The 20,608-nt window shown below is 68.9% G+C and carries 22 protein-coding genes; 12 read left to right on the top strand and 10 right to left on the bottom strand.

Translation table 11 applies throughout. The features are described from left to right. Positions 1–67: 67 nt before the first annotated feature. Complete coding sequence (locus tag ABNX08_RS19270) at positions 68–982, bottom strand: LysR family transcriptional regulator (RefSeq protein WP_022536774.1); 915 nt, start codon at positions 980–982, stop codon at positions 68–70. Between the two features lie 159 nt (positions 983–1,141). On the opposite strand from ABNX08_RS19270, the gene ABNX08_RS19265 reads away from it, so the two are divergent. The 5 genes from ABNX08_RS19265 to ABNX08_RS19245 all read left to right on the top strand — a co-directional run bounded on the left by ABNX08_RS19265 (position 1,142) and on the right by ABNX08_RS19245 (position 6,824). Next, positions 1,142–2,644, top strand: a complete 1,503-nt coding sequence (locus ABNX08_RS19265; protein ID WP_022536773.1) for an acyl-CoA synthetase — start codon at positions 1,142–1,144, stop codon at positions 2,642–2,644. Positions 2,645–2,684: 40 nt separating this feature from the next. After that, a complete protein-coding gene (locus ABNX08_RS19260; protein WP_022536772.1) occupies positions 2,685–3,683 on the top strand; it encodes a tripartite tricarboxylate transporter substrate binding protein in 999 nt (332 codons plus the stop codon). A gap of 238 nt (positions 3,684–3,921) precedes the next feature. After that, positions 3,922–5,433, top strand: coding sequence for a chloride channel protein (locus tag ABNX08_RS19255; protein ID WP_022536771.1), 1,512 nt, complete (start codon positions 3,922–3,924; stop codon positions 5,431–5,433). Between the two features lie 198 nt (positions 5,434–5,631). Then, on the top strand, positions 5,632–5,889 hold the full coding sequence (locus ABNX08_RS19250; protein ID WP_051369825.1) for a hypothetical protein: 258 nt from the start codon (positions 5,632–5,634) through the stop codon (positions 5,887–5,889). A gap of 206 nt (positions 5,890–6,095) precedes the next feature. Then, positions 6,096–6,824: a hypothetical protein gene (locus ABNX08_RS19245; protein ID WP_022536769.1), complete on the top strand. Its 729-nt coding sequence runs from the start codon at positions 6,096–6,098 to the stop codon at positions 6,822–6,824. Between the two features lie 45 nt (positions 6,825–6,869). Here the strand turns inward: ABNX08_RS19245 and dapB are convergent, their stop codons facing one another. Further along, positions 6,870–7,679: a 4-hydroxy-tetrahydrodipicolinate reductase gene (dapB, locus tag ABNX08_RS19240; protein ID WP_022536768.1), complete on the bottom strand. Its 810-nt coding sequence runs from the start codon at positions 7,677–7,679 to the stop codon at positions 6,870–6,872. Between the two features lie 45 nt (positions 7,680–7,724). After that, positions 7,725–8,174, bottom strand: coding sequence for an Lrp/AsnC family transcriptional regulator (locus ABNX08_RS19235; RefSeq protein WP_022536767.1), 450 nt, complete (start codon positions 8,172–8,174; stop codon positions 7,725–7,727). 128 nt (positions 8,175–8,302) lie between these two features. On the opposite strand from ABNX08_RS19235, the gene ABNX08_RS19230 reads away from it, so the two are divergent. The 3 genes from ABNX08_RS19230 to ABNX08_RS19220 all read left to right on the top strand — a co-directional run bounded on the left by ABNX08_RS19230 (position 8,303) and on the right by ABNX08_RS19220 (position 11,337). Then, on the top strand, positions 8,303–9,484 hold the full coding sequence (locus ABNX08_RS19230) for a saccharopine dehydrogenase C-terminal domain-containing protein (RefSeq protein WP_349605150.1): 1,182 nt from the start codon (positions 8,303–8,305) through the stop codon (positions 9,482–9,484). Further along, the gene (locus tag ABNX08_RS19225) at positions 9,481–10,998 is read left to right on the top strand and encodes an aldehyde dehydrogenase family protein (protein WP_022536765.1); all 1,518 of its coding nucleotides are present in this window, start codon (positions 9,481–9,483) and stop codon (positions 10,996–10,998) included. Before ABNX08_RS19230 ends, ABNX08_RS19225 begins: the two co-directional genes overlap by 4 nt. Before the next feature lie 144 nt (positions 10,999–11,142). After that, complete coding sequence (locus ABNX08_RS19220; RefSeq protein WP_041681622.1) at positions 11,143–11,337, top strand: hypothetical protein; 195 nt, start codon at positions 11,143–11,145, stop codon at positions 11,335–11,337. 86 nt (positions 11,338–11,423) lie between these two features. Here the strand turns inward: ABNX08_RS19220 and ABNX08_RS19215 are convergent, their stop codons facing one another. From ABNX08_RS19215 to hemA, 6 genes are all read right to left on the bottom strand, one after another. Further along, positions 11,424–12,050: a UbiX family flavin prenyltransferase gene (locus ABNX08_RS19215; RefSeq protein ID WP_022536763.1), complete on the bottom strand. Its 627-nt coding sequence runs from the start codon at positions 12,048–12,050 to the stop codon at positions 11,424–11,426. A 7-nt stretch (positions 12,051–12,057) separates the two neighbouring features. Continuing rightward, positions 12,058–12,369: a Grx4 family monothiol glutaredoxin gene (grxD, locus tag ABNX08_RS19210; protein ID WP_010809878.1), complete on the bottom strand. Its 312-nt coding sequence runs from the start codon at positions 12,367–12,369 to the stop codon at positions 12,058–12,060. Positions 12,370–12,506: 137 nt separating this feature from the next. Beyond that, on the bottom strand, positions 12,507–13,379 hold the full coding sequence (gene prmC / locus ABNX08_RS19205) for a peptide chain release factor N(5)-glutamine methyltransferase (RefSeq protein WP_022536762.1): 873 nt from the start codon (positions 13,377–13,379) through the stop codon (positions 12,507–12,509). 143 nt (positions 13,380–13,522) lie between these two features. After that, positions 13,523–13,849, bottom strand: a complete 327-nt coding sequence (locus ABNX08_RS19200; RefSeq protein WP_022536761.1) for a hypothetical protein — start codon at positions 13,847–13,849, stop codon at positions 13,523–13,525. A gap of 180 nt (positions 13,850–14,029) precedes the next feature. Beyond that, positions 14,030–15,112 (bottom strand): peptide chain release factor 1, encoded by a 1,083-nt coding sequence (gene prfA, locus ABNX08_RS19195; RefSeq protein ID WP_022536760.1) that lies wholly within the window; start codon positions 15,110–15,112, stop codon positions 14,030–14,032. 98 nt (positions 15,113–15,210) lie between these two features. Beyond that, complete coding sequence (gene hemA, locus ABNX08_RS19190; RefSeq protein WP_022536759.1) at positions 15,211–16,515, bottom strand: glutamyl-tRNA reductase; 1,305 nt, start codon at positions 16,513–16,515, stop codon at positions 15,211–15,213. Between the two features lie 172 nt (positions 16,516–16,687). Here hemA and ABNX08_RS19185 point away from each other — a divergent pair, with 172 nt between their 5' ends. Beyond that, positions 16,688–16,933: a hypothetical protein gene (locus ABNX08_RS19185; protein ID WP_051369823.1), complete on the top strand. Its 246-nt coding sequence runs from the start codon at positions 16,688–16,690 to the stop codon at positions 16,931–16,933. Positions 16,934–16,981: 48 nt separating this feature from the next. Here the strand turns inward: ABNX08_RS19185 and ABNX08_RS19180 are convergent, their stop codons facing one another. Then, positions 16,982–17,773: a 5'-methylthioadenosine/adenosylhomocysteine nucleosidase gene (locus ABNX08_RS19180; RefSeq protein ID WP_022536758.1), complete on the bottom strand. Its 792-nt coding sequence runs from the start codon at positions 17,771–17,773 to the stop codon at positions 16,982–16,984. A gap of 160 nt (positions 17,774–17,933) precedes the next feature. Between ABNX08_RS19180 and ABNX08_RS19175 the strand changes: the two genes are divergently transcribed. The 3 genes from ABNX08_RS19175 to ABNX08_RS19165 are packed head-to-tail and all read left to right on the top strand — an operon-like array spanning position 17,934 to position 20,568. After that, a complete protein-coding gene (locus ABNX08_RS19175) occupies positions 17,934–18,959 on the top strand; it encodes a DUF2157 domain-containing protein (RefSeq protein ID WP_022536757.1) in 1,026 nt (341 codons plus the stop codon). Next, a complete protein-coding gene (locus ABNX08_RS19170) occupies positions 18,956–20,074 on the top strand; it encodes a DUF4401 domain-containing protein (protein WP_022536756.1) in 1,119 nt (372 codons plus the stop codon). Before ABNX08_RS19175 ends, ABNX08_RS19170 begins: the two co-directional genes overlap by 4 nt. Further along, on the top strand, positions 20,071–20,568 hold the full coding sequence (locus ABNX08_RS19165) for a GDYXXLXY domain-containing protein (RefSeq protein WP_022536755.1): 498 nt from the start codon (positions 20,071–20,073) through the stop codon (positions 20,566–20,568). The genes ABNX08_RS19170 and ABNX08_RS19165 overlap by 4 nt, the downstream gene beginning before the upstream one ends. Positions 20,569–20,608 lie beyond the last annotated feature (40 nt).

The raw sequence follows: 20,608 nt of genomic DNA, 5'->3' as shown, positions 1-20,608 counted from the left end.
ATTGAAAGTTTGCGCCGGCCCGGCGTAGATGCCGTTCGCTCACCGGCCAGTGTGCCGCCGCCGCCGCTCAGGCCGCGGCGTCCCGGAAGACCTCCAGCTTGCCCAGCTCCTCGCGCATGAACCCGATGAGAGCCCGGGTCGCCATCGACGGATGCAGGTTGGGCGTGGTGATGATGAAGAGCTTGTTGCCCAGCCCCTCCGGGCGCCAGTCGGGCAGCACCGGCACCAGGTGCCCGGCGCGCACTTCCTCCCAGCCGATATAGACCGGCAGCAGGCCGATGCCATGGCCCTCGCGCACGGCCCGCGCGAGGAACAGGAAGTGTTCGGATTGCAGCGTCGGCGTCAGCGCCACGTCCACGCGTTGGCCGTCGCGGTACAGCGACAGCGCGAACTGGCGCGGAGGGTAGGGCGGGCACAGGAACTGGCAGCCGGCCAGGTCGGGCGGCACGCGTACCGGCGGAATGCTGGCAAGATAGTCCGGCGATGCATACAGTTGCCAGCGGATGTCGCAGATTTCGCGCGCCACGTGGTCAAGCGGCGGCGCAGAAGTGACCTTCAGCGCCACATCGATCTCGGCGGCGATCAGGTCGTTGACGCGGTTGGCAAAGAACACGCGCAGCGTGATGCCGGGGTGCTTCTGCGCGAACTGCAGCAGCAGCGGCGCGATATAGGCGTCGCCCAGCCCAGTGGGCACGCTCACGCGCACATGGCCGCGCAGCGTCTTGCCCAGGCTGTCGATCTCCGCCTGCGCCGACGCCACCTCCTGCAGGATGCGCACACCGTGCTGGTACAGCGCGTGGCCGGGCTCGGTCAGCTCCAGCCGGCGCGTGGTCCGGCGCAGCAGTTGCGCGCCGGCCTGGTGCTCCAGCTCGCGCAGCTGGCGGCTGACCTGCGAGCGCGTGACGCCGCGCCGCCGGCCCGCCTCGGCCAGGTTGCCGGCGTCGACGATGTCGACGAAAGCCTGGATCAGGTTGAGGTCCATCCGGGATTGCCTGAAGAATTGTCACCTATGGCGCAACATTGTGATTCCGATGCGCGTGATTGTCGATGCACGGCAGCACCGATACAGTGATTAACTGCCGGCCGCACCGCGGACCGGCGCCCGATTCCGCAGAACGCACAGCAATACAGGAGACAACGGATGGCCACGGACCTCTGGTTTGAAGACATGCATCGCACCGGCGACGAGCAGGTGGCGCGCGGCGCGCAACTGGCCGGCGGCCTGCGCACGCTGGGCGTGCAGGAGGGCGACGTGGTCGCGGTACTGCTGCGCAACGACCCTGCCTACGCCGACGTGGTCCACGCCTGCCGCACGGCCGGCTGCTACTACTGCCCGATCAACTGGCACTTCACCACGGAGGAAGTGCGCTTCCTGCTGACCGACAGCGGCGCCAAGGTACTGCTGGTGCAAGCCGACCTGCTGCCCGCGGTGCGCGAGGCCGTGCCGGCCGGCATGACGGTGCTGGCCGTGGGCGGCAGCGGCGGTACCGGCGGCGGCGCCATCGAATACGAAAGCTGGCTGGCGCAACAGCCCGCCTACGACGGCCCGCGCGTGGCCCCGCGCGGCCATATGGCCTACACCTCCGGCACCACCGGCCGGCCCAAGGGCGTGGTGCGCCAGCCGGTGCCGCTCGATCAGCTGGAAAGCCAGCTTGCGCGCATGCGCTCCGTGGTGCGGCAGACCTACGGCCTCGAGCCGGGCTGCCGTGCGCTGATGTCGGCGCCGCTGTACCACAGCGCGCCGGGCTCGTTTATCCAGAACGCGCTGCAGATGGCCGAGCGGCTGGTGCTCACGCCGCGCTTTGATGCCGAGCAGGTGCTGGCGCTGATCGAAAAGCACCGCATCGACGTGATCTACCTGGTGCCGATCATGTACGTGCGCCTGCTCAAGCTGCCGCCCGAGGTACGGGCGAAGTACGACCTGTCGTCGCTGCGCTTTGTCGCCTCGACCGGCTCGCCGTGTTCGCCGGACGTGAAGCGCGCCATGCTCGATTGGCTGGGCCCGGTGATCCACGAAACCTACGCCTCCAGCGAAGCCGGCATGATTACCGTCGCCACCCCGGCCGATGCCGCCGAGCGTCCCGGCACCGCCGGCAAGCCCGTCGACGCCGCGCAGCTGCGCATCCTCGACGAGGACGGCCGCCAGTGCGCGCCGGGCGAGGTCGGCCTGGTCTACGTGCGCCAGCCCGCCTATCCCGACTTCAGCTACCGCAACAACGACGCCGCGCGCGCTGCCATCGACCGCGATGGGCTGGTGACGCTGGGCGACATGGGCTTTGTCGATGCCGACGGCTACCTGTTTATCTGCGACCGCGCCTCCGACATGGTGATCTCCGGCGGCGTGAACATCTACCCGGCCGAGATCGAGCACGAACTGGTGCGCTATCCCGGCGTGGCCGACTGCGTGGTGTTCGGCATCCCCGACGACGAATACGGCGAGCGCCTGCTGGGCATGGTGCAGCCGATGCCCGGCGTGGAAATCCGCGAGGCCGAGGTGATCGAATGGCTGCGCCAGCGGCTGTCGGGCTTCAAGGTGCCGCGCAGCATCGTGATCGAGGCGCAGCTGCCGCGCGACGAGACCGGCAAGCTCGCCAAGCGCCGGTTGCGTGACCGATACTGGGAAGGCCGCCAGCGCCGCGTCTGAGCGCCAGCGCGAGATAAAGACAATGACAGGAGGAGACGCGATGCACAGCAGCAGAAGCGGATGGCGCACATGGCTCGCCGCCACGGCGGCGGGCGCGGGATGTGCGTTGGCCTTGTGGGGCGGCGCGGCGCAGGCCGCCTATCCCGACCGGCCGATCAAGCTGGTGGTGCCGTACACGCCCGGCGGCTCGACCGACCAGTTCGGACGCGCCCTGGCCGATGGCATGTCGCGCCAGCTCGGCCAGACCGTGGTGGTGGAGAACCGCCCGGGCGCCGCCACCATGATCGGCACCAACAGCGTGGCGCGCGCGCCCGCCGACGGCTACACCATGGTGCTGGCCACCAACGGCAGCATGGTGCTCAACCCGATGCTGTACAAGAAGATCACCTACGATCCGCCCAAGGACTTCAAAATCTTCACCATCGGCGCCGAGGTGCCGCTGGTGGTGGTGACCAACACCCAGGTGCCGGCCAGCAACATCCGCGAGTTCGCGGCCTACGCCAAGTCGGCGGGCGGCAAGCTTAACTATGCCTCGGTGGGTCTGGGCAACGCGCTGCAGCTGGCAACCGAGATGCTCAAGACCGAGCTGGGCATCCATGTCACGCACGTCCCCTACAACGGCAGCGCGCCGGCGCTGGCGGCGTTGCTGGCCAATGATGTGCAGCTGATGGTCGACGTGGTCAGCACCTCGCTGCCGCATATCAAGGGTGGCAAGCTCAAGGCGCTGGCGGTCACCGGCCGCACGCGACTGGATGTGTTGCCGAACGTGCCGACGGTGGCCGAGAGCGGTTATCCGAATTTCCAGGCTGCGACGTGGTTCGGCCTGGCGGTGCCGGCGCAGACGCCGGCCGATGCGGTGGCCAGGCTGCAGGCTGCGGCTTCGCACGTGCTGAAGGACCCGCAGTTCCGTTCGACCTTCAACGCGCTGGGGCTGATCGTGCAGCCGCCGCGCTCGCAGGCGGAAATCGACCGTTATATCGAGGCGGATCGTGAGCACTGGGGCAAGGTGATCAGGGCCAACAACATCACGCTGGACTGAGCGTAATCGTCGGTGCGACGGCGTTTCGCGCGCCGCTGGCTTGCTCCCCTCTCCCGCCCGCGGGAGAGGAGCCGGGGAAGCGGGCAGGCGCGTCCACACCACGACATGCCGGAATGCCGCATCCAGCCGTCGATCGCCGGCCACAACGCGCCAGACGCCGCCATGATGGGCGTATAGTTCGATGTCATCCCGGCTCCGCCAGGCGCCGCACCGGATGCCTACGTAACGCCCCTCTGTCATGACCGAGCGCGAGCCCACCGATCCCAAAGATCCGAATTCCGCCGATCCCGCTTCCCCGGATCCCGCCAACCGCCCGGATCCGCAGGCGCGCCCCGACGCCAGTTCCGACGCCAGCCCCCTGCCCCCCGATCCCCGCCTGCTGCACAAGCTCAGCCGCCGCGCCCGCGTGGCGGCCAGGCGCAAGTCGCGCCAGGCGGGGCGCATCTCGCGCACCACGCTGCGCTACACGGTGTTCATGTTCGGCGCCGGCTGCGTGGGGTTGTTTTCGCTGGTGTTTGCCTGGATCGCCGAAGTCGCGCTGCGCTGGAACCAACAACTGACCCAGGCGACCCCGTGGCTGGCATTCGTGATGCTGCCGTTCGGGCTGGCCGCCTTGCGCTGGCTGACGATCCGCCTGGCGCCGCAGGCGCGCGGCAGTGGCATCCCGCAAGTGATCGCAGCGGTCACGTTGCCGCCCGCGGGCGCCGCACAGACCGTGCTGGTGTCATTGCGGCAATCGATGTGGAAGGTGGTGCTGACCGCGCTGGCGCTGCTGGCGGGCGCCTCGGTCGGGCGCGAGGGGCCTTCGGTGCAAGTTGGGGCGGCGGCCATGCTGGCCTGGGGCCGCTGGTGCCAGGAGAAGCTGCGCTTTCGCATCGGCTTCCATCCCAACGCGCTGATCGTCGCCGGCGCGGCGGGCGGGCTGGCCGCGGCCTTTAACACGCCGCTCGCGGGCGTGGTGTTCGCCATCGAGGAACTCGGCCGCGGCACCGCGGTGCGCTGGGACCGGCTGGTGCTGTCCGGCGTGCTGACCGCCGGCTTCGTGTCGCTGGCGCTGCTGGGCAACAACCCGTATTTCGTGGTCAAGGTGCCGATGCTGGTGCTGCATGACGCGTGGGGCCCGGTGTTGCTGTGCGCGCTGATCAACGGCGTGCTGGGCGGGCTGTTCGCCAAGGCGCTGATCGGCGGCGTGCCCGGACTGCTGCCCGCGCACTGGCGCGCCTGGCCGACGCAGCATCCGGTGTGGGTGGCGTTCGGCTGCGGGCTGGTGGTGGCGGTGCTCGGCGTGGCCACCGCGGGCGCGACCTTCGGCACCGGCTACGAGCAGGCCTCGGCGCTGATCAACGGGGAATCGCATGCCACGCAGTGGTTCGGCGTCGCCAAGCTGGTGGCGACTGTGGTGTCCTACTTTGCCGGCATCCCGGGCGGCATCTTCACGCCGGCGGTGGCCATCGGCGCCGGCATCGGCGAGAACGTGGCGCACTTTGTCACCGGCATGGCCGAGCCGCGCGTGCTGGCACTGGTGTCGATGGCAGCGTTCCTGGCCGCGGCCACGCAGGCGCCGATCACCGCCAGCGTGATCGTGATGGAGATGACGCGCACGCAGGACCTGACGGTGTTCCTGCTGGCGGCGGCGTTGCTTGCTTCGTTTATCTCGCGGCAGTTCTCGCCGCACCCGTTCTACCATCGCGCCGGCCGTGCGTTCCGGCGCGAAGCGCTGATGCTGGTACGCAAGGCGCCGGCGGGCTGAGCGGGGTGGTCGCGGGCAGTGCGGGCAGCGTTGCGCCGGCGCGTCGGCGCATCGGTCCCATGGCGCGCCGCCCGGCTTTGCCCTACCATGGCGCCGCGCGATCCCACAGTGAAACTGAGCGGGCCGCGCGTGCACCGGCGGCACACACACCAATGACAGGACGCCGGCATGCCATGGGCAATGTTCCGGGGAGCACAGATGGCTTCGCAACGTCCGGCCGGCAAGACCCGGCCTCCGAGCAAGGAAAGCACCCACCTGCAGGATGCGGGCCCGGAAACCATCTGGCATACCCGCGGCCTGCAGACGCCTTCGCGCCTGCGCGCGCCGCTGCCGGGAGTCCGGCGCACGCCGCGCCGGCAGCTGCCGCCCAGCCGGGTGCCGCGCCTGCTGGCGTGGGGACTGGTGCTGGTGATGATCGCCACCTTCGTCCAGGCCTTCCTGCGCATGCACGGCTGAGCGCCGCCACAAGTGCCGGAGCCGCCTTGGCGATCGGTTAAGCTGACGGTCGCCCCGTATCGAACCGGTCGCAGTGACTTTGTCGTCACCGCCGTGTGCCGGTTTTGCCCCGCGCGACCGCGATCCGCCCGGAACATCCGGGCCAGGGCTTGCTCCAACCCGGAGCCCTTTATCCAGGTTTGTCCAGGTTCATCCAGGAGTCCGATTTGAAATTCCCCGTTGCCGGGCTGGCGCTTGCCGGCCTGCTGGGCGCCGCCACTGGCGCCATCGCCGCACCTGCTTCCGCGGCTGCCGCCAAGCCTGCTTCTCCGTCATCGGCCAAGTCTGCGGCCCAGTCCGAAACCAGCGCGCTGGCGCCAATGCTCGGCATGCTGGAAATCGGCAACCCGCTGCCGGCCTTGCCAGATTGCGCCGACAAGCGCACGCCCGACGGCCGCGATGTCACCGGGTTTTGCGTCGAACTGAAGGGCGACGGCCTGATGCGCCAGGTCGGCGTGCCGCGCGACAAGCGCCCCGCCTTCATGGATGGCCCGCATGTGGTGGCCTTTGTCGACCGCAACGCGCTGGTCGGTCTGATCGTGCCGACCGCCGGCGCCAACTCGCAGCAGGCCGCGGCCGACAGCGTCACGGCGCTGTATGGCAAGCCGTTCCGCCAGGAACAGGTCGACATGCGCGACAAGGGCGGCAAGACCGTCAAGACGCTGCACGCGGGCTGGATGCAGAAGCCGCTGACCGTGGAGCTGTACGCGATGCCGGAAGATCCCAACACCGGCACCATCGAGATGCTGCTGCCGCAGGCGCGCGTTCTGATGGCGGAGAAGGACGCTGAGATCGACAATAAACTCAATCCGGCGCCGGCTTCCGCGCCGGCCGCTAAGCCTGCCAAGCCGGCGCCCAAGCCGGCCGCCAAGCCGGAGAAGCCGGGCAGCTGGTAAGACCGCGGTGGGCGGCAGCGCCGCCCGCCAGTCAATGCGTTTGCCTCAGAGACCTTCCATCACCTTGTCCAGCCCCCGCACCACGCCGCGCACGGTATGGACCTTGCGGATCGCCAGCAGCGCGCCGGCGACATAGGGCGTGGAGCCGTCGCCAGCCTCGTGCTTCAGGTGCAGGCGCTGCCCGTCGGCGCCGAAGATCACCTCCACGCCAAGCTGGTAGCCCGGCAGTCGCACCGCATGTACCTGCGTGCCGGACATGGTGGCGCCGCGGGTTTCCATCGGACCGTTGACTTGGTCGACCGGCACCACCTGCGCCGCGGTCTTGACCTGGCCGAGCCGGTAGGCCAGCTCGCGCACCGTGCCCGAAGGCACGTCGACCTTGCCGGCCTTGGCGTAGTCGATGATCTCCCAGTGCTCCAGGTGGCGCGCCGCCATCTCGGCAAACTTCTGCAGCAGCACCACCGTGATGGCGAAATTGCCGCAGGCGAGCACGCCGCGGTCGGCCTTGCGCGCGGCTGCGTCGATCTCGGCATAGTCCTCGTCGGTCAGCCCGGAGGTGCCCACCACCACGTGCGCACCATGCGCCAGCGCTTGCAAAATGTTGTGCTTGGCGATCGCCGGCTTGGTGTATTCGACGTAGACGTCATAGGGTGTCTCGCCCAGTGCCTCGATGCTGGCGGCGGCCACGCCCGGGGTATCGGCATGGCCGGTCAGCTGCGCCAGCGGCTGCCCGGCGGCGCCGCGCGACAGGCCGGCCACCAGCGTCATGTCCGCCGCGTGCGCCACGCCGCGCGCCAGTTCGCCGCCGGCCCAGCCGGTCACGCCGCCCACGGCGACACGGATCGGATTGTTCATGTTGTGTTCTCCGCAATGGCTTGATCGGGTAGGCAGCATACCGCTTCAGCCGGCAGCGCGCCGGCGGTCGAGCTTGCGCGCCAGCACGATCGAGGTGGTGGTGTGGTTGACGCCGTCGAGCATGCCGATCTCGTCCAGCAGCCGATCGAGGCGGTCATGTGTGTCGCAGCGGATCGCCACCAGGTAGTCGACCGGCCCGCTGACGGAATTGACCTCCTCGATCTCTGGCAGCCGCTGCAGCGCACGCAGGATCGCAGGCGCGGCCTTGGGCTGCACCGACAGGCCGCAGTAGGCCAGGATCGCGTTGTCTTCCATCTTCTGACCCAGCCGCACGCCGTAGCCGGCGATCACCCCCGAGCGCTCCAGCCGCGCGATGCGCGCGACCACGGTGGTGCGGGCGATACCCAGGTGCCGGGCGAGGTTGGCGGCGCTTTCGCGCGCATTGGCCTGCAAGCGTGACAGCAGGTGGCGGTCCGTGGCGTCGAGTTCTGTCATTACGTCGGTAGGTCTCGTCGTTTCGTTCGATTATGGCGGTTTTTCGTCGTTCTTGGGCCTTCATTCCGTCTCATGGGCTATCCATACTCCAGTCAACGGGACCAACTTTTCTTGTGGACGGAGACACCATGCAACCCTCGAACCTGGGCCGGCAGGGCCCGCGCGACCTGCCCAAGGCGACCCGCCCGCTGCACGTGACGGTGCTGGGCGCGGGCAAGATCGGCCGCACCATCGCGGCGATGCTGCATGACAGCGGCGACTACCGCGTCAGCATGGTTGACCATGACGCGCGCCGGCTGGACGGCCTGCCGCGCGGCGTGCTGGCGCGCGCCGGCGACCCCACCGAGCCGGGCACCTGCGCCGCGCTGCTGGCCGGCGCCGATGCCGTACTCAACGCGCTGCCGTTCCATGCCGCCATCAGCGTGGCCTCGGTCGCGGCGCGCCTGGGCGTGCATTACTTCGACCTGACCGAGGATGTGGCCGCCACCCAGGCCATCCGCGCGCTGGCGCAGGGCGCGCGCTCGGTGCTGATGCCGCAGTGCGGGCTGGCGCCCGGCTTTATCGGCGTGGTCGGGCACGACCTGGCGCAGCGCTTCCTGCGCGGCGGCGGCGGCTTGCTCGACCTGCAGATGCGTGTCGGCGCGCTGCCGCGCTACCCCAGCAACGCGCTCAAGTACAACCTGACCTGGAGCACCGAGGGACTGATCAACGAGTATTGCAACCCCTGCGAGGCCATCGTCGACGGCCGCCGCGTGGAGTTGCCGGCGCTGGAGGGGCTGGAGAGTTTCGCGCTGGACGGTATCGAATATGAGGCCTTTAATACATCAGGCGGCCTCGGCACGCTGCCCGAAACGCTGGCCGGGCGCGCACGCAATGTCGACTACAAGTCCATCCGCTATCCCGGCCACTGCACGCTGATGAAGCTGCTGCTCAACGACCTGCGCCTGCGCGAACGCCGCGAATGGCTGCGCGATATCTTCGACCGCGCCATCCCGGTCACCGAGCAGGACGTGGTGATCGTGTTCGCCACCGCCACCGGCTATCCGGCCGGCGGCGAACGGGGGCGCGGGCCGCTGACGCAGGCTTCGTTCTCGGCGCGCATCGGCGGGGTGGACGGCAAGGGCGGGCATGTCAACGCGATCCAGCTGACCACCGCTGCGGGCATCTGCACCGCGCTGGACATGGTGGCGACCGGCGCACTGCCGCAGTCCGGCTTCGTCCGGCAGGAGCAGATGCCGCTCGACGCCTTCCTGGCCAACCGCTTCGGCCGCCACTACACGCAGCACCCGCTACAGGAGATGCATGTATGAAAGCGCAACAGTTCGCTGCCAGCTGGGATTCGATCGGCCTGCCGCGGCCCTGGCAGGAGGGCACGCCGGCCGGCACCGTGACCGTGCGCTCGCCGGTGGACGGCGAGGCCATCGGCCATGTGCCCGCCTGCACGCCGGCACAGGCCGATGCGCTGATCGCGCGCGCCCACGCGGCGCAGAGCACCTGGGCGCTGCTGCCCGCGCCGGCGCGCGGCGAGATCGTGCGGCGCTTCGGCGAGGTGCTGCGCGAACACAAGCAGGCGCTGGGCCGGCTGGTGTCGCTCGAGACGGGCAAGATCCTGCAGGAAGGGCTGGGCGAGGTGCAGGAGATGATCGATATCTGCGACTTCGCGGTCGGGCTGTCGCGCCAGTTGCACGGGCTGACCATCGCTTCCGAGCGCCCGCAGCACGCGATGCGCGAGACCTGGCACCCCTACGGGCTGTGCGGCGTGATCTCGGCCTTCAACTTCCCGGTGGCGGTATGGGCGTGGAACTCGGCGCTGGCGCTGGTGTGCGGCAACGGCGTTATCTGGAAGCCCTCGGAGAAGGCCACGCTGTGCGCGCTGGCTGCGCAGGGGCTGCTCGACCGCGTGCTGGCGGCGGTGGCGCCGCAGCACAGCGGCATCTCGGTGGTGCTGCCGGGCGGGCGGATGCTGGGTAATCACCTGGTATCGCACCCGGCGGTGCGGCTGGTCAGCGCCACCGGCTCGACCCGGATGGGGCGCGAGGTCGGCATCGCCTGCGCCGGGCAGTTCAAGCGCAGCATCCTGGAGCTGGGCGGCAACAACGCGGCCATCGTGGCACCGTCCGCCGACATTGAACTGGCCGTGCGCGCGATCACCTTCGCGGCGGCGGGCACGGCAGGCCAGCGGTGTACCACGCTGCGCCGCTGCTTTATCCACGCCGACCTGATGGACACCATGGCCAGCCGGCTGATCACCGTGTTCGATCGCCTGCCCGTCGGCGACCCGCTCGAGGACGGCACGCTGCTTGGCCCGCTGATCGACAATACCGCCGGAGAGGCCATGGCCAATGCGTTGGCCGCGTGCCGCGCGCAGGGCAATATCGTCACCGGTGGCGAACGGCTGCTGGCCGACCGCTTTCCGCACGCGTGCTACGTGCGACCCGCGCTGGTGATGACCGACGAACAGCACGACACCATGCTGACCGAGACCTTCGCGCCGATCCTGTACCTGATGCCGTACACCACCTTCGACGAGGCGATCGCGCTGAATAATGCCGCGGCGCACGGGCTATCGTCTTGCATCTTCACGGAATCGATGCGCGAGGCGGAACGCTTCATCTCGTCCGCGGGCAGCGACTGCGGCATTGCCAACGTCAACATCGGCACCAGCGGGGCGGAGATCGGTGGCGCGTTCGGCGGCGAGAAGGCAACCGGCGGCGGGCGCGAGTCAGGGTCGGATGCGTGGAAGGGGTATATGCGCAGGGCGACCAATACGGTCAACTATGGCGATTCGTTGCCGCTGGCACAGGGGGTAAGGTTCGAGATCTGAATGGGTCCAGGGGTCGCCACGACGTTTCCGTAGGGAACGGTAACAAGCCTTACATGCCTTTGACGCCGTATTACGCGGCGAGCCCGTATAACGTCAGCAGGGCAGGCACATGCCCGATTCGACCCCAAGGACGAAACCATGAAAATACTGACGATTGGACTGGCCGCCGCGGCGGCGTCAGTCACCCTGCTGGGCGGCTGCGCCGTCTATCCCACCCCCGCCGGCCCTGCGCTAGGCCCGGCGCCCGTGTATGTCGCGCCCGCGCCAGTGGTCGTCGCGCCCCGGCCGTACTACTACGGCGGCTACGGCTACTATGGCCGCGGCTATCGTCGCTGGTAATGACAGTGGTTAGCCGGAGTATGCAGCAGCGTAGAAGGATTTGAAGCAGTGGATTGAAGCAACGGCAGGGAGCCCGGCAGCAGCGTTCAGTTGCCGCCTGCCGCGTCACCGGGACGGGCATTCAGTCCGCCCCAGCTGGGCGTGAGCGTCTGGCCGATCTCGGGCAGGTCGACCAGGTCCAGCACGCGGCCGACCGTATGATCGACCAGTTCGGCAATGCTTTGCGGCTTCTGGTAGAAGCCCGGCACCGGCGGGAACACGATCCCGCCCATTTCCGTCACCGCCGTCATATTGCGCAGATGCGCCAGGTTCAGCGGCGTTTCCCTGACCATCAAAACCAGCTTGCGCCGCTCCTTGAGCGTGACGTCGGCTGCGCGCGTGATCAGGTTGTCGGAGAGGCCGTGCGCGATCGCGGCGAGCGTGCGCATCGAGCAGGGGGCCACCACCATCGCATGCGCGCGGAACGAGCCGCTGGCGATGGTGGCGCCGATATCGCGCACGTTGTGCACGACGCCGGCGAGCGCTTCCACCTCGGCACGGCTGATATCCAGCTCGTGCTGCAGGTTCATCACGCCCGCGGGAGAAATCAGCAGGTGCGTTTCCACCGACGGCGCCGCGCGCAGCACCTGCAGCAGGCGCACGCCGTAGATGGCGCCGGTGGCGCCCGTGATGGCGACGATCAGCCGCTGCGGCGGGGCGCCGGTCACGGGCATGGCGGGCTCAGCCCTTCAGCAGGGTTTGCAGCTCGCCGTTCTGGTACATCTCCATCATGATGTCCGAGCCGCCGATGAACTCGCCGTTCACGTAGAGCTGCGGGATGGTGGGCCAGTTGGCGTATTCCTTGATACCCTGGCGGATGCCTTCATCGTCCAGCACGTTGACCGTGGTCGGCGCGTCCACGCCGCAGGCCTTCAGGATCTGGATGGCGCGGCCCGAGAAGCCGCACATCGGGAACTGCGCGGTGCCCTTCATGAACAGGACCACCGGGTTGCCCTTGACGATCTGGTCGATCTTTTGCTGCACGTCGCTCATGGTTTGCTTTTCGGTTGGGCGGGACCGTTGCGCGGGCGCCGCCTGGGGAGAATGGGATGCCGCGCGGCCAGCCGCACGGCGGAGATCTGTTTTGCCGGAGATTTTACCCGGAATCGCCGCCGCGCTTCAGGCCGGCCTCAGGCCGGTGTTCGGGGCCAGCGCCCGCCGGTGCAGCGTTCCTGCCCCGCCAGGTCGCGCGCGGTGAAGACTTCGGTGAAGCCGGCGGCTTCCAGCAGCTTGCGGGTGGCCTGCGCCTGGTCGAAGCCATGTTCCATCAGCAGCCAGCCGCCGGGCAGCAGCCGCGCGCCGGCGCCGCCGACGATGGCGCGCAGGTCGGACAGGCCGTCCTCGTGGTCGGTCAGCGCGTCGATCGGCTCGAAGCGCAGGTCGCCCTCGGCCAGGTGCGGGTCGCCCGCGGCGATATAGGGCGGGTTGCTGATGATCAGGTGAAAGCGCAGGCCCGGCGGCAGCGCCCCATACCAGTCCGAGACCAGGAAGTGGATGCGGTCCGCGCCGAGTGCGCTGGCGTTGTCCTGCGCCACCATCAACGCACCGGGCGAGATATCGGTGGCCCACACCTGTGCATCGCGGCGCTCGCGCGCCAGCGTGACGGCCAGGATGCCCGAGCCCGTGCCCAGGTCCAGCACCTGCGGGTGCGGCACGTCGGCCAGCCGGGCCAGCGCCGCTTCCGCCGCGATCTCGGTATCGGGCCGCGGGATCAGGACATCGGGCGTGACGCGGAACTTGCGGCCGAAGAATTCACGCTCGCCGATCAGATAGGCCATCGGCTCGCCGGCCAGGCGCCGCGCCAGCAGCGTGGCAAAGGCGTCGCGCTGGGCGATGGTGAGGGTGTCGGTGTCGCGCGTGATCAGCTGGGTGCGGTTCAGCCCGGTGACGTGCGTCAGCAGCATGCGCGCTTCCAGCGCCGGCAGGCCGGTCATGGCAGCCAGGGTCTGGGCTTCGCGCAGCGTCGGCGTCGCCGGCAGTGCGGCGGAGTTGGGGGAGGACATCTGGAGGCAGGGACGGTTCTGTTGCCGGCCATAAAAAACCCCACCGGCGCAATGCCTGGTGGGGCTTTGTGGCGGGACTTCCGGCTTGGCGCCAAGTGTACCGCCAGATTGACGGCGGCGGCCTGAAGCCCCCGCCGGGACGATTACTTATTGACCGCGTCCTTGGCCTTGTCGGCGCTGGCGTTGACCGCGTCCTTGGCAGCCTGCTTGGCGTTCTCCATGGCGTTGCCGGCTTCGACCTTGGCCTTCTCGGCAGCGGCCGAAGCGCTGGAGGCGGCGTCGTTGGCAGCGGCCTTGGCGGCGTCTGCGGCACTGCTGGCTGCAGCGGCGGCGTCGCTGGCGGCGGCCTTGGCGGATTCAGCCGCGCTTTGCATGGCGCTGTCGGCGCTGGAGGCGGCCGGGGCTTCTTCCTTCTTGCTGCAAGCGGCCATCGCCGCGGTGATCATCAACAGTGCGAGCAGCTTTTTCATGATTTCGTCCTTGGGTATGTTTTCGGGAGAGATTCACCCGGCACCTTCTCCGTTTGCCGGTCGAAATCGATTATAGACAGGGCCTTTTACGCTGCTAGTGCTGTTTCAAGCATTTACAAGAAATACAACTATATCGGCGACTTTACGCGCGGTTGATGGCGGAACAGTTACACGGGTGACTTAAACGTCCCCTCCGAGCGCCGCCAACTGGTCGGCCTGGTGCTCCGCCGACAGCGCCGACAGCAGTTCGTCGAGGTCGCCGTCCATGACCATGTCGATCTTGTACAACGTCAGGTTGATGCGGTGGTCAGTCACGCGCCCCTGCGGGAAGTTGTAGGTGCGGATGCGGTCGCTGCGGTCGCCCGAGCCGATCAGATTGCGCCGCGTGCTGGCCTCCTTGGCCTGTGCGGCGCGCGTCTGCATGTCCTTAATGCGCGCGGCCAGCACCTTCATCGCCTTGTCTTTGTTGCGGTGCTGGCTGCGGTCGTCCTGGCACTCGACCACGATGCCGGTCGGCAGGTGGGTCAGGCGCACGGCCGAGTCGGTCTTGTTGACGTGCTGGCCGCCCGCGCCCGAGGCACGGAAGGTGTCGATGCGCAGGTCCGCCGGGTTGATTTCGACCTCGCCGACTTCATCGGCTTCAGGCATCACCGCGACGGTGCAGGCCGAGGTGTGGATGCGGCCCTGCGCCTCGGTGGCCGGCACGCGCTGCACGCGGTGGCCGCCGGACTCGAACTTGAGCTTGGAAAACGCCGCATCACCGGCGATCCGCACGATCACCTCCTTGTAGCCGCCCAGGTCCGATTCGGACTCGCTCATCACCTCCACCTGCCAGCGATGGCGTTCGGCGTAGCGCGTGTACATCCGCAGCAGATCGGCGGCGAACAGCGCGCTTTCCTCGCCGCCGGTGCCGGCGCGGATTTCCAGCAGGAGGTTGCGGTCGTCGTTGGGATCCTTGGGCAGCAGCAGGCGCTGCAGGCTGGCTTCGAGCGCTTCGAGCCGCGCGCGGGCGCTGGCGATCTCGTCGGCGGCAAAGTCCTTCATCTCCGGATCGTCCAGCAGCGCCTGCGCCGTGGCCAGGTCATCCTGCGCCTGGCGGTACTCGCCATACTGCTCGGCCACCGGCGACAGCTCGGCATGCTCGCGGCTGAGCTTGCGGTACTGGTCGATCTTGGCGGTGGCGTCTTCGCGCGCGAGCAGGGCGTTGACTTCGTCGAGTCGCTCGGCCAGTTGGTCGAGCTTGGCAAGCATGCTGGCTTTCATCGGGTGCGGGGGAAAGAGGTGGGCCGGAGGGCCGGGGCTGCCCGCGGACGGGCGGCGGCGTGCGGCGCGGCAGGGCGCGCGGCGCAAGGGCAGAGCGGCTAGCGCTCGGAGTGGCTGCTGTGGCGGAACAGGCCCGGCACCAGGCGCAGCAGCGCCTCGCGGTCCTCGCCCTGGGTGTGGTTCAGCGCGTGGGTGGGGCCGTGCAGGAACTTGCGGGTCAGCGCGCCGGACAGGGCCTCGAGCACCGCTTCAGGATCGTCGCCACGCGCCAGCATGCGGCGCGCGCGTTCCAGCTCGGCCTGGCGGATGGCCTCGCCACTGGTCTGCAGTTCGCGGATGACGGGCACCACGCTGCGGGTTTCCAGCCAGTGCATGAAGTTCTGCACCCGGCTTTCGATGATGGCCTCGGCCTGCGCGACTGCGGCCTGGCGCTGGGCATTGCCCTCGCGCACGATCGCGCCGAGATCGTCGACGGTGTACAGGAAGACGTCATCCAGGCGTGCGACTTCGGGCTCGACGTCGCGCGGCACGGCCAGGTCGACCATCATGATCGGGCGGTGCTTGCGGCGCTTGACCGCGCGCTCCACCGCGCCCAGGCCGATGATCGGCAGCGAGCTGGCGGTGCAGGACACCACGATATCGAACTCATGCAGGCGCTCGCCCAGGTCCGTCAGGCGGATCGCCTGCGTGGTCAGGCCCTGGCCGGAGAGCTGCTCGGCCAGCTTCTCGCCGCGCTCGACGGTGCGGTTGGCCACCACGATCTGGCGCGGCTGCTGGGCGGCGAAGTGCGTCGCGCACAGCTCGATCATCTCGCCCGCGCCGATAAACAGCACGCGCTGGGTCGAGACGCTTTCAAAGATACGCTGCGCCAGCCGCACCGCGGCTGCGGCCATCGACACCGAATGCGCGCCGATCTCGGTCTGGCCGCGCACTTCCTTGGCCACCGCGAAGGTGCGCTGGAACAGCTGGTTCAGGTACGTCCCAAGCGAGCCCGCCTCGCCGGCGGTGCGCACGGCGTCCTTGAGCTGGCCCAGGATCTGGGTTTCGCCCAGCACCATCGAATCCAGCCCGCTGGCCACGCGGAAGGCATGGCGCACGGCCTCCGACTGCGGCAGCGCGTACAGGTGCGGCGCCAGTTCACCGGCGGGCACGTTGTGATGCTGCGACAGCCAGCGCAAGGTGTGCTCGAATCCATCCGTGCCCGGCGTCAGGACGTCGGTCGCGCAATAGATCTCGGTGCGGTTGCAGGTGGAGAGGATGGCGGCTTCGGTGCCGCTGCGCCCCGACAGGTGCGAGCGCAGCGCGCCGAGCGCGGGTTTGATCTGCTCGAGCGGAAACGCCACCCGCTCGCGCAGCGAGACAGGTGCCGTCGTGTGATTGATGCCGATCGCGAGCAGTTGCATTTGTTGGGGACAGGTGCGGTCCGAAGCGTGGCCGGACCGGATGCCATTATACCGCCGGCATCGCTATTTGCAGGCATGGCGCCTCAGCGCGTGGCAGGCAGCGGCCGCCGATTGCAGTATCGTTACGCCGCAGCCCCTTGTGGCTGTGATTCGTACAACACTGGAGATGGGGATGCTGGGCACCTTGATCGTGGGTTTGCTGGTGGGGCTGGCGGCGCGCCGGCTGCATCCGGCGGGGCGCGTGGTGACGCTGCCGGCCGCGCTGGTGCTGGGCGCGGCGGGTGCGGCGGCCGCTTTCTACGGCGGCCGGGCGCTGCATCTGTTTATCGACGGGCAGCTCAGCAGCTGGCTGGCGGTGATTGCCGGCGCGGCGCTGCTGGTTGGGTTCTGGGGCGCGGTCCGGCCGCGCGGACGGTAAAAACAGAACTGACTGCCGGGTCGCAATCTGCATGCTGTTTGATCCCGGTCAGGCAGCACCCGACGTCTGCTCTTTCGCCCTTGCGGCCAGCAGGCGCCGCAGCACGCCGCTGGAATAGTGGCTTGCCACATCCTTCAGGAATGCCGCGAAGTCCACATGCGCGCTGTCGTCGGCACGGTCCGAGATGGTCCGCATCACGGCATAAGGCACGCCGTATTCGTGGCAAACCTGCGCCACCGCGGCGCCTTCCATCTCCACCGCCAGCAGCCCGGGCAGGCGCTCGCGCAGTTCCGCGACCGCGGCCGGCGAGCCGATGAACTGGTCGCCGCTGGCGATCATGCCCCGGTGCAACGCCGGCGACGCCACCCCGAAGCGCTCCAGCACATCGTGTGGCACCTCGGTCGGCAGGTCCAGCCGCAGGAAGTCCGCCGCGGCGGCTTGCAGTTCGGCGGTCAGCGCCGGGTCGGTCGGGAACTCGGCGCGGTCCAGCAGCGGCACCTCATGGCGGCCAAAGAACGGTCGCGCGTCCAGGTCGTGCTGGATGGTGCGGTCGGCGATGACGATATCGCCCACATCGGTATGTGCAGCGATGCCGCCCGCGAGCCCGGTAAAGACGATCTGGGTTGCGCCGAACTCGCGGATCAGCGTGACCGTGGTCGCCGACGCCGCTACCTTGCCCATGCGCGCCAGCACCAGCACGCACGGCTGGCCGTACAGGTGGCCGGCGTAGTAGTCGCGCATGCCGATGGTGTGCACCGTGGCGCGGCTGTCGTCATGGCGCATGGCGGCCACCAGGCCATCGACTTCATCGTGGATGGCGGCAAGGATTCCGAGGGTCATGGAGCGGGGTGGCGAAGGAAAAGACACAGCATACCGGCCCGTTGCAGCGTGGCAAAGCGCGACTCCCCTGGTGCGCCGCGACCCCCTCCCACAGGACAGGTGCGGTCCCGGCATCGCTTTGCTAAAGTCCCCACGACATCCCCAGTACACAAGGGCGAGCATGCAAGTCACACCCACCGTGGCAAACGGCGAACGGCGCGCCATCCGCCGGGCACTGGCCGACTGGCGTGCTCTGAGGCGGCTCGGCCCCGCGGGCGTGGCCGGACTCTGGGGGCGCACCGAACCGGTCGCGGCCGACTGGCGCCGCTGGCTCGACCAGGCCTTGATGGCGCTGGGCACGGCGTTGCTGTGCGCCGGCCTGATCGTTTTCTTTGCCTTCAACTGGCAGGACCTCCACAAGTTCTCCAAATTCGCCCTGCTGGCCGCCGCCATCAGCCTGCTGGCCGGCTTCGCCTGGCTGCGCCCGGACGGCGACAAGGCGGGCCAGGCCGCGCTGGGCGGCGCGCAGGTAGTCGCCGGCGTGCTGCTGGCCGTGATCGGGCAGACCTACCAGACTGGCGCCGATGCCTGGCAGTTGTTCGCACTGTGGGCGCTGCTGGCGGTGCCGTGGGCGCTGGCCGCGCGCGCGGCGCCGCACTGGTGGCTCGTGATCGTGGTGGGCAACCTGGCGCTGCTGCGCTACTTCAGCATCCGCTTCGGCGTGGATGGGATATTTGCGCTTCTGTTCGATGCGCGCTTCGTGCGCACGGCCACGCTGTGGCTGCTGGGCGCGGTGCTGCTGCAGATGGCGTTGTGGCATCTGCTGTGCGCGAAGGCGCCGGCGCTGGGCTTCCGGGGCCAGACCGGCGCCCGCATGCTGGCTGCGCTGGCATGTACGCATGCCGGCTGGCTGGGGTTATCGAGCCTGCTGGGCAGCCGCTTCGATGGCGCATCGTTTGTGCTGGCCGTGGTGGTGCTGGCCGCGCTGATCTGGTGGTACCGCCAGCGTGTCTTCGACATCGTAGTGCTGAGCCTGGCCTGCCTGACCGGCATCGTGCTGGCGGTGGCCGCGCTCGGCAAGGTGCTGTTCGAAGGCAAGGCAGACTTCGACGCCTTCCTGCTGCTCGGGCTGGTGACCATCGGCCTCGCGGCCGGCGCGGCGGCCTGGCTGATGCGGGCCTATCGATCCCAACTGGAGCAGGCATGAGCACCGCTTTGCAGACTGAAAGGCGGCTCTGGCAAGAACTGGCCGCACGCGGCGAAGTGCAGGGCGAGCAGCCTCAGCACACCCACACGCCTTGGGCGGTGCGCTGCCTGATGGGCGCGGCCGGCTGGCTCGGCGCCTTGTTCTTCCAGCTCTTCCTGGTCGGCACGGTCTTCGTCGCCGCGCGCGAGAACGCGGCTGCGATGGTGGTGACGGGCCTCGCCATGATCGCGCTGGCCGCGCTACTGTACTGGCGCCGCGGGGGCATTGCAGCCGGGCAGTTTGCGCTGGCGGTGAGTCTGAGTGGGCAGGGCCTGGCCGTCTACGGCGTGGCCGAGGCGCTCAGCTTCACGCGCGTGGCGGATTCCGCCGGCTTCTGGGCGGGCCTGGCGCTGTTCGAGGCTTTGCTGGCCTTGATGGTGCCCAACCGGCTGCATCGGCTGCTGTCCGGGCTGGGCGTATGGATCGGGCTCGCAGGCGCCGTGCATATCGTGCTGTCCGGCGGCGCGCGGCATGAATGGCTGATGCTGACGTGGTCGCTCGGCTGGCTGGTGCCGGTGGCCTGTGCGCTGGCGACCGGTTTCACGCTGGCCGAAGCGCGCCTGTGCGCGGCGGGCCGGCACACCCTGCTGGAGCCGCTGGCCGATGCCACGCTGTTGTTCGCGCTGGCCGTCGCCTTGGTGGTGACGGGGATGAGCCATCCGCTTGCCTGGCTCGCCGCCCCCGAAGCCGGGCGGCTTTCTGCGGCGCATTGGATCGCGGGCGGACTGGCCACGCTGGTGCTGGCCGGATTTGCGCTGGCGGAATGCCGCCGGCTGGCGGTCCCCCTCGCGATGCAGGGCGGCGTGCTAGTCGGCGTGGTGGCCTTCGGCGCGCTGATGGCGGCTGCGCCGGCGGTCGTGGCCGGCGTGCTGGCGCTCGGCCTGGCGCTGCGCCGGGCGTCGATGCCGTGGCTCGGCCTGGGTGTCGCCACCATCGCCATCGGCTTTGTCTGGTACTACACGTCGCTGCACTGGACGCTGCTGGCCAAATCCGCAACGCTCGCCGCCGCTGGGGTGCTGCTGCTGGCCGGCCGCTATTGGCTGATGCGCAGCCGCACCGGCAGGGAGTTCGCATGAAACGATGGATATTAATTGCCTGGGCCCTGACGCTGGCATTGGCCGCCGTTGGCATCGCTGGCAAGGAACGCCTGCTGGCGCGTGGCGACACCGTCTACCTCAAGCTCGCCCCGGTCGACCCGCGCTCGCTGATGCAAGGCGACTACATGGCGCTGAACTTTGATATCGGCAACCAGATACGCGCGGTGCAGATGCAAGGCAAGCAACCGCCACGCGACGGCGTGGCGGTGATCCGCCGCGATGCACAGGGCGTAGCCGGCTTCGTGCGGGTGTATCACGGCGAGGCGCTTGCGGCAGGGGAACAGCTGCTTCGCTACCAGATCGCCCGGTCGCGCTGGGGCGCTACGCAGGTGCAGGTGTCGACGGACGCGTATTTCTTCCAGGAGGGGCAGGGCGAGCGCTTTGCGCGGGCGGAGTATGGGGAATTCCGCGTGGGGGCGGATGGGCAGGCGTTGCTGGTGGGGTTGCGGGGGAAGGGGCTGGAGAGATTGTGAGTGGTACGCCGTCCCACCGGAGACTGAAAATGAAAAAGCC

The sequence above is a fragment of the Cupriavidus sp. DF5525 genome (assembly GCF_040149425.2).
GTDB lineage: Bacteria > Pseudomonadota > Gammaproteobacteria > Burkholderiales > Burkholderiaceae > Cupriavidus > Cupriavidus pickettii_A.
Note: the sequence above shows the minus strand (reverse complement) of the source record. Positions and strands in the feature narration are given on the sequence as shown.